The sequence below is a fragment of the Exiguobacterium sp. genome, assembly GCF_020832205.1.
Classification (GTDB): Bacteria; Bacillota; Bacilli; order Exiguobacteriales; family Exiguobacteriaceae; genus Exiguobacterium.
In genome coordinates, this window is sequence record NZ_JAFIFD010000040.1 from 112518 (window position 1) to 120108 (window position 7591).

At 53.4% G+C, this 7591-nt stretch carries 8 protein-coding genes; 4 read left to right on the plus strand and 4 right to left on the minus strand.

Annotation, left to right across the window (positions count from 1 at the left end; translation table 11 throughout):
* The first annotated feature begins 132 nt into the window (after positions 1 to 132).
* From JJU47_RS10570 to JJU47_RS10580, 3 genes are read left to right on the plus strand one after another with little or no spacing between them, the layout of a single operon-like run.
* Positions 133 to 762 carry a GNAT family N-acetyltransferase gene (locus JJU47_RS10570; protein ID WP_228619092.1) on the plus strand — a complete coding sequence of 210 codons (630 nt, stop codon included), beginning with the start codon at positions 133 to 135 and terminating at the stop codon, positions 760 to 762.
* 11 nt (positions 763 to 773) lie between these two features.
* Positions 774 to 1406: an acetoin utilization AcuB family protein gene (locus JJU47_RS10575; protein WP_228619094.1), complete on the plus strand. Its 633-nt coding sequence runs from the start codon at positions 774 to 776 to the stop codon at positions 1404 to 1406.
* Entirely contained in the window at positions 1403 to 2572 is a 1170-nt protein-coding gene (locus JJU47_RS10580; RefSeq protein ID WP_228619096.1) for an acetoin utilization protein AcuC, read from the plus strand. Before JJU47_RS10575 ends, JJU47_RS10580 begins: the two co-directional genes overlap by 4 nt.
* A gap of 39 nt (positions 2573 to 2611) precedes the next feature.
* On the opposite strand, the gene ccpA is transcribed toward JJU47_RS10580, so the two are convergent.
* From ccpA to JJU47_RS10600, 4 genes are all read right to left on the minus strand, one after another.
* Positions 2612 to 3625: a catabolite control protein A gene (ccpA, locus tag JJU47_RS10585; RefSeq protein WP_228619098.1), complete on the minus strand. Its 1014-nt coding sequence runs from the start codon at positions 3623 to 3625 to the stop codon at positions 2612 to 2614.
* A gap of 126 nt (positions 3626 to 3751) precedes the next feature.
* On the minus strand, positions 3752 to 4843 hold the full coding sequence (locus JJU47_RS10590; RefSeq protein WP_228619101.1) for a bifunctional 3-deoxy-7-phosphoheptulonate synthase/chorismate mutase: 1092 nt from the start codon (positions 4841 to 4843) through the stop codon (positions 3752 to 3754).
* A gap of 133 nt (positions 4844 to 4976) precedes the next feature.
* On the minus strand, positions 4977 to 5666 hold the full coding sequence (locus tag JJU47_RS10595; protein ID WP_228619104.1) for a YtxH domain-containing protein: 690 nt from the start codon (positions 5664 to 5666) through the stop codon (positions 4977 to 4979).
* A gap of 28 nt (positions 5667 to 5694) precedes the next feature.
* Positions 5695 to 6204 (minus strand): DUF948 domain-containing protein, encoded by a 510-nt coding sequence (locus tag JJU47_RS10600; protein WP_024371344.1) that lies wholly within the window; start codon positions 6202 to 6204, stop codon positions 5695 to 5697.
* Between the two features lie 172 nt (positions 6205 to 6376).
* Here JJU47_RS10600 and JJU47_RS10605 point away from each other — a divergent pair, with 172 nt between their 5' ends.
* A complete protein-coding gene (locus JJU47_RS10605; protein ID WP_228619106.1) occupies positions 6377 to 7489 on the plus strand; it encodes an aminopeptidase in 1113 nt (370 codons plus the stop codon).
* The last annotated feature ends 102 nt before the right edge of the window (positions 7490 to 7591 follow it).

Here is a 7591-nt window from a genome sequence, read left to right on the forward strand (position 1 = left end):
AAAGAATGGTATAACCACTTTCAGTATAGTGTTAATATTATGACAAATCAATGAATTTCCAAAAACTCCAAAACGGTGTGAAACAACACGAATGAAAGCGTTATAATAAGAAGTGGAAAAGGTGGTGACTCCATGGAAAAACAATATCATTCAAAAGTGTGGGAAACCTCACTCGGAGCCGTAATCATCGATGGGCCGGTGGAGAGCGACGTGCTCGCGACGTATCGTCTTGACGAGGGGTTGACGGCGTTTCGGGAGCCGGAAGACCAACAGAAGGCACTCGTCGAAATCGCCGCTTTGAAAGAAGGACGCATCATCGTCGCCCGGGTCGACGAACTCGTCATCGGGTACGTCACGTATTTGTATCCGGACCCGTATGAACGCTGGAGTGAAGGCAACGATCCGTACATCCTCGAGCTCGGCGCCATCGAGGTGAGTCCTCGCTTCCGCGGCCAACGCATCGGCAAACAGCTGCTTGAAGTGTCGATGATGGACCCGCATATGGACGATTTTTTAATCTTGACGACGGAGTATTACTGGCATTGGGATTTGAAAGGAAGCGGCTTGTCGATTTGGGACTATCGGAAAGTGATGGAGAAAATGATGAATCACGGCGGTCTCGTCTTCTTCCCGACGGACGACCCTGAAATCGCGTCCCACCCGGCCAACTGCCTCATGGCACGCATCGGCAAGAACGTCCGCCAAGAAACGATTGACCATTTCGATTCACTCCGGCTCCGACGCCGGTTCATGTATGACTGAGGAGGGGTACGATGCTGATTGAACAGATGATGAATCGCCACGTCGTGACGATTCAACCGACGAATACGATCGCCCATGCGGCCAAGCTCATGCGCGACAATAAAGTACGCCATTTGATCGTCACGAACCCGGCCCGGCAAGTCGTCGGGATCATCGGACAGTTTGAAATGAGCGGCGCGACGAGCGTGTTCCATCCGGAAAGCGAGAGCGCCGATTTTCAAAATCCCGTCTCGAGCATCATGCGCCAAGACGTGACGACGGCCCATCCTTACGATTTTTTCGAAGATGCGGCCGCCCTATTTTATGAATACCGTCTGACTTGCTTACCGATCGTCGAGCAAGGCAAGCTCGTCGGGGTGTTGACGGAAACCGATTTACTTCGTTACTTCGTCCAATTGACGGGAGCGCTCGAACCGAGCTCTCAAATCGAGATTCTCGTCGAGAACACGACCGGCACGCTCGAGAAAGTGACGCGTCTTCTCGCCAAGACGAACATCAACATCATTAACGTCTTCGTGCATCCGACAGCCGACCCGTACAAACGAATCATCTCGTTCCGCATCCAGACGATGAACCCGCTTCGCATCATCGAACGGTTGAAACGTGAAGGATATGACGTGCTCGGTCCGGAGATGTCCCAATGAGACCGGCCTACATATTCGGGGAGAACGAGACATCCTACCGCTTCCATGCGGACCATCCGTTCAACCCGATCCGCTTGGAGCTGACGACGTCCCTCCTCGTCGCCTCAGGCAAACTGTCTCCCGACGAATGCATCGCGCCTCCCCTCGCCTCGGTAGAGGACTTGGCGCTCGTCCATGACCGGGACTACATCGAGGCCGTCCAAGCGGCAGCGGCCGGACAGTTGTCTGGACTCAAGGCGAACAAGTTCGGGCTCGGGACAGAAGACACCCCTATCTTTCCGACGATTCATGACGGTGCGGCCCGGCTCGTCGGCGGTACGATGCATGCGCTCGATCTCGTGGCGAGCGGAAAAGCCGAGCGCGCCTTTCACGTCGGCGGCGGTCTCCATCACGGCATGCAACGCAAGGCTTCCGGCTTTTGCGTATATAACGATGCCGCTGTCGCCATCGCCCACGTCCGTAAACAATACGGGATGCGCGTGCTGTACGTCGACACCGACGCGCATCACGGAGACGGCGTGCAGTGGCTATTTTATGACGACCCTGACGTCATGACGCTGTCGATTCATGAGACCGGGCGCTATCTGTTCCCTGGTACCGGTGCTGTGACCGAGCGCGGAAACGGCAACGGCTATGGGTACAGTTGGAACGTGCCCGTCGATGCGTTCACGCAAGACGACTCCTTCCTCCACTGTTACGAGACGATTTTGCGCGAGGCGTGCGCCTGGTTCAAACCCGACATCATCTTGACGCAGAACGGGGCCGATGCCCATGCGTTCGACCCGTTGACGCACCTCGCCTCAACGATTCGGACGTTTGAGCAGATTCCTCAAATCGCCTCCCGCCTGGCCGACGAATATACGGAAGGCCGTCTCGTCGCGCTCGGCGGCGGCGGCTACGATTGGTTTCGAACGGTGCCACGGGCGTGGGCCCAAGTATGGGCCGGCTTGACCCGGGAAGCTCCATACGCCGGAGACATCCCTCAAGCATGGATTGACCAGTGGTCGGCAACAGCCGACGCGACGTTGCCGACGCGATGGGACGATGCGTCGTATACGTTCGACCACATCCCGCGCCGCCAACAGATCGAAGAAAAAAATTGGGAAGTGACGAAACGAGCGTTTTGGCCGTTCATCTCCAATGAACGCAAGTCACTATACTTATAACAAAACGCACCTAAGCCGATCGGCCTAGGTGCGTGTTATTTAGTCGTTCCGTAACGAATCACGGCGTTCGATTCGGTGCGGGAGGACGACGTTCTTCTCTTCGACTTCTTCCGCATTCAAGATTTTCGTCAACAATCGCATCGCGACGGCACCGATGTCATACATCGGCTGGACGACCGTCGTCAACTTCGGACGAATCATCGTGGCGAGACGCGTGTTATCGTGCCCGACGACTTCAAAGTCGTTCGGCACCGAGAAACCGGCGTCTTGAATCGCATGAATGACACCAAGAGCCATCTCATCCGTTCCGGCGAAAATCGCTTTCGGACAGTCATCACGCTCAAGCATCTTCTGCATCGCTTCGAGACCAGAGGCGTACGTGTAGTTCCCGAGAATGACATCGTTCTCCTGGAACGGAAGACCAGCATCCTCGAGCGCCCGGCGGTAGCCAGCGAACTTCTTCTCTCCGTTGATTTGTTGTTCGAGCGGACCCGTGATGAAGCCGACTTGCTTGTGACCGTGACCGATGAGCATCTCGGTCGCGTCGTACGCTGCCTGCTCATAGTCGATGTTGACGGCCGGCAAGTCATACCCTTGGTTGAGCGTCGCCGCAAGGACGATCGGGACCGGTGACTTCTTGAACTCGTCAACGAGGTCTTCATGGAGCCGGCCGCCCATGAAGATGATGCCGTCCACTTGCTTACCGAGCAACGTGTTCAACAAATGAATCTCCTTGTCACGGTTCGAGTCCGAGTTGCCGAGGATGATGTTGTACTTGTACATCGTCGCCACGTCCTCGATTCCGCGGGCGAGGTCCGCGAAAAAGATGTTTGAAATATCCGGGACGATGACGCCGACCGTCGTCGTCTTCTTGCTGGCGAGACCACGCGCCACGGCGTTCGGGCGATAGCCAAGACGGTCGATCGCATCTTGGACTTTCTTACGGGTCGTCGGCTTTACGTTCGGGTTCCCGTTGACGACACGAGAGACGGTCGCCATCGACACCCCGGCTTCACGTGCGACATCATAGATTGTTACGTTATTACTATTCATTAAAACTCCTCCTACAAGCAGTGATTTTCAAACGATTTTCAAAAAACGTGTCAAAAAAGGAAGACAGGTATCTGTCATCATTTTACCCTGTCTTCATGCGATATAAAACGTTTCCAATTGGAAAGCTTACTTTTTTACCAAATCAAGTTGAGGGAATTGCGACGTCAGTCCGTCCACGAAGTGGTCGAATTGATCGAAATCAAGTTGTTGCTGAGCGTCCGACAAGGCGATCGCCGGATTCGGATGGACTTCGACCATAACGCCGTCCGCTCCGACCGCGAGTGCGGCTTTGGCTGCTGGGAGCAACAAGTCACGACGTCCCGTTGAATGTGTGACATCGACCATGACCGGCAAGTGCGTCTCTTGCTTCAAAATCGGCACGGCTGTGATGTCGAGCGTGTTCCGGGTAGCCCGTTCATACGTCCGGATCCCGCGCTCACACAGAATGATCTGACTGTTTCCGCTGGCCATGATGTACTCGGCCGCGTAGATGAACTCTTCAATCGTAGCCGACAATCCTCGTTTCAACAAGACCGGTTTATCGGTTTTCCCGACTTCTTTCAACAAGTCAAAGTTTTGCATGTTGCGGGCCCCGACTTGAATGATATCTACGTATGGAAGCGCCGATTCGACCGCACCCGGAGTCATGATTTCAGAGATGACCCGTAAGTCATGACGGTCAGCCGCTTGTTTGAGCATTTGCAATCCGTCGAAACCGAGACCTTGGAAGTCGTACGGTGACGTCCGTGGCTTGTACGCCCCGCCCCGCATGATCTTCACGCCAGACAACGCCAGTTTCTCAGCGACCGCGTTAACCTGCTCGAACGATTCGACGGCACACGGTCCGGCAATCAATTGGGGACGTCCGTTGCCGACAGTGACATCGTCAAGCGTGACGATCGTATCTTCCGCCTGACGTTTCCGAGACACGAGCAACGTCTTGTCACGGTCTTCGCCTTGCAGTTCCGCCGATGCTTTGAACATTTCTTTAAACAAATGTTGAAGACGCGGCGTCTCAAAAGGTCCTGGGTTTTCCGCCGCGATGAAGTCTAGCATCTCACGTTCCCGTACCGGATCGTAGCGTTCGACACCTTGAAGGCGTTTCACTTTCCCGATCTCGACCGCGAGCGCACCACGGCGACTAAGCAAATCAAGCATTTCACGGTTCAATTCATCCATCTCACGACGTAATCGATTCAATTGATCTTGTGGACTCATAATTACCCTCTCATTTCTAAGCCGTTCTTTCCAGAAACCTAATTATATCGAACTTTTTTCGCTTTGTCATAGACAAATGGTCTGTGACACAAATTCCACAAAAAAAGCACCCGGGTCAACCCGGGCACTCCGCTCATTTCTTGCCGTTCTTCAAGTCGTTTTTCAAGTTTTTCAGCTCTTGTTTCGATTCGTCATCGAGCAAGTCTTTGACCGGCGACTCGAAGTCCGATTCATGATTGGCCGATGCGTCGCGGCTGCTCTCTTGCTTGTCGCGGTTCGCTTCGTTTTTGTTCGCTTTCGACGATGGCGCTGATTTCTCGTTCGACGTTTCGTTCGAAGCCGACTTCTCGTTGTCGTTCTTTTCGTTCGACTCGTTCGACTCTTCGGCAGCACGGTCGAGTTGTTCCTTCACTTCAGCTTCCGCTTCGGCAACGAGTTGGTCCGCCTTCTCCATCGCTTCTTCGATTGACAATTCGTCTTCATCGACTTGTTGCTTCAACTCGGCTGCTTCACGGGCTTTGTCTTTCACAAGGTTCAAGACAGGTGCCGCTTTTTCGAGGAGCGGTGCCGATTTGTCGCTGGCGACTTTGATCCAATCCCCAACGACTGGTTCCGCTTTCTCACGTACTTCTTTCGATTTCACCGTCAAACGTTCTCGTGACGTGGCCGTCTTTTCATCGAGGTACGTCCGAACTTCTCGTCCGCTCTTAGGCGACGTGAGAAGGGCGACTGCTGCTCCGATGACACCGCCGAGTACGACGCCGGCTAAGAAGCCACCGCCTGAAGATTGTTGTTGTGGTGAGTTGTTTTTATCGTATGTCATGTGTGAGTTCCTCCTGTGAATGAAATGTTTACTTCATCGTATCGTCTGTCGCAACGACTCCTGGCGAAACCGACGATGTTTCTTCTTTACGTTCCCGACGGCCGCGACGACGTGACGGTCGTTCGCCAGACTCGGTTTTATTTTTCTTGAATAATTCTACGGCAACTGAGCCCCAACGCACTGCTTGGGCAATTTGTTCTTTGTTTTCATCGGCCGCTCCGTGTACAGACGAAGACACCGTCCGGACCGACTCTGTCACTTCATTGAGTGAAGTCCCGAGCTCGTCGAGGGCGTGTGCCACCGGTGCGAGCAATTCTGTCTTCTCTTCCACGTTATCTACGAGACGGTTCGTCTTATGTAAGAGCGCCGTCACTTCCATTGTGATCCCATCTAACTGACGTTCTAAATTCTCTGTCGTGTTGGCGACGCTACCGAGCGTTCGGTTCACGTTCGACAAGACACGGGCCAAGAAAAAGACGAGTACGACAAACGCGAGAGCCGCGATTAGGCCTGCGATGCCTCCTAATGTGATTTCCATCCATTCATTCCTCCTGTTCGATAATATGGTGGTTTCATTATAGCACCATTATGACTGAAAAGATTTGTCACAACCGTTTTCGCCATCCGGTCTGATTATTCCTTTACCCGTTTTTATGTTTTCGATTACACTAAAATAGAAATAAATTAAAAAAAGTTAAAGGGGTGGACGTATGAGAGATCCAAGAATCACACAACTCGCAGACGGATTGATCAACTATTCGGTCGAATTGAAACAAGGAGAACGCGTTCTGATTGAAAATTTCGGCGTCGAGGAGTCGCTCGTCGAGGCGCTCGTCGAAAAAGCGTACGAGGCCGGGGGGCAGCCGTTCGTCTTGTTGAAAGAGAGCCGCATCTTGCGCAAGCTGTACACAAAAGCGAGCCGCGAACAGCTCGAGCTGATGGCAGACATCGAGCGTAAGCAGATGCAAGCGATGGACGCCTACATCGGACTCCGGGCCGGGGACAATATCAATGAACTATCGGACGTACCAGCCGAGCAACAAAAACTCGTCGGGGCGACCATCGGCAAAATGCACACGGAGGACCGGGTAAAAGGAACGAAGTGGGTCGTGCTCCGTTATCCATCCCCATCGATGGCACAACTTGCCGGCAAGTCGACCGAGGCGTTCGAAGATTTCTACTTTAACGTCTGTACGCTCGACTACGGAAAGATGGATCGCGCGATGGACGCCCTCGTGTCCCTCATGGACAAGACGGACCGGGTGACGATCAAAGGGCCGGGGACGGACCTTTCGTTCTCGATCAAAGATATCCCGGCCATCAAGTGCTCGGGTCAGATGAACATCCCGGACGGTGAAGTGTTCACAGCGCCGGTAAAAGATTCGATCAACGGCGTCATCACGTATAACACGCCGTCACCGTACCACGGTTTCACGTTCGAAAATGTGAAACTGACGTTTAAAGACGGGAAAATCATCGATGCGACAGCAAACGATACGGAACGGATCAACGACGTGTTCAACACGGACGAAGGTGCCCGTTACGTCGGCGAGTTCGCCATCGGTGTCAACCCGTACATCCAGCATCCGATGAAAGACATCTTGTTCGATGAGAAGATTGATGGAAGTTTCCACTTCACGCCGGGACAAGCGTACGACGACGCTTACAACGGTAACGATTCGACGATCCATTGGGATCTCGTCAATATCCAACGTCCTGATTACGGCGGCGGCGAGATTTGGTTCGATGACGTCTTGATCCGCAAAGACGGCCGGTTCGTCATCGACGAACTCCAACCGCTCAACCCAGAAAACTTGAAGTGACGAAAGAAAGGTGCGCCCTCCCGAGGGGGGCCCCTCAGATTGTTGACAAAATAACCTTTGATGGGAACTGAAAACTGTCTTTGTGGTTTTTTGGCCTTTTGG

Coding starts and splice junctions, on each gene's coding strand:
- JJU47_RS10575 (WP_228619094.1), top strand. CDS start 774: ATGCTGATTGAACAGATGATGAATCGCCACGTCGTGACGATTCAACCG.
- JJU47_RS10600 (WP_024371344.1), bottom strand. CDS start 6,204: ATGGAAATCACATTAGGAGGCATCGCAGGCCTAATCGCGGCTCTCGCG.
- JJU47_RS10580 (WP_228619096.1), top strand. CDS start 1,403: ATGAGACCGGCCTACATATTCGGGGAGAACGAGACATCCTACCGCTTC.
- JJU47_RS10570 (WP_228619092.1), top strand. CDS start 133: ATGGAAAAACAATATCATTCAAAAGTGTGGGAAACCTCACTCGGAGCC.
- ccpA (WP_228619098.1), bottom strand. CDS start 3,625: ATGAATAGTAATAACGTAACAATCTATGATGTCGCACGTGAAGCCGGG.
- JJU47_RS10605 (WP_228619106.1), top strand. CDS start 6,377: ATGAGAGATCCAAGAATCACACAACTCGCAGACGGATTGATCAACTAT.
- JJU47_RS10590 (WP_228619101.1), bottom strand. CDS start 4,843: ATGAGTCCACAAGATCAATTGAATCGATTACGTCGTGAGATGGATGAA.
- JJU47_RS10595 (WP_228619104.1), bottom strand. CDS start 5,666: ATGACATACGATAAAAACAACTCACCACAACAACAATCTTCAGGCGGT.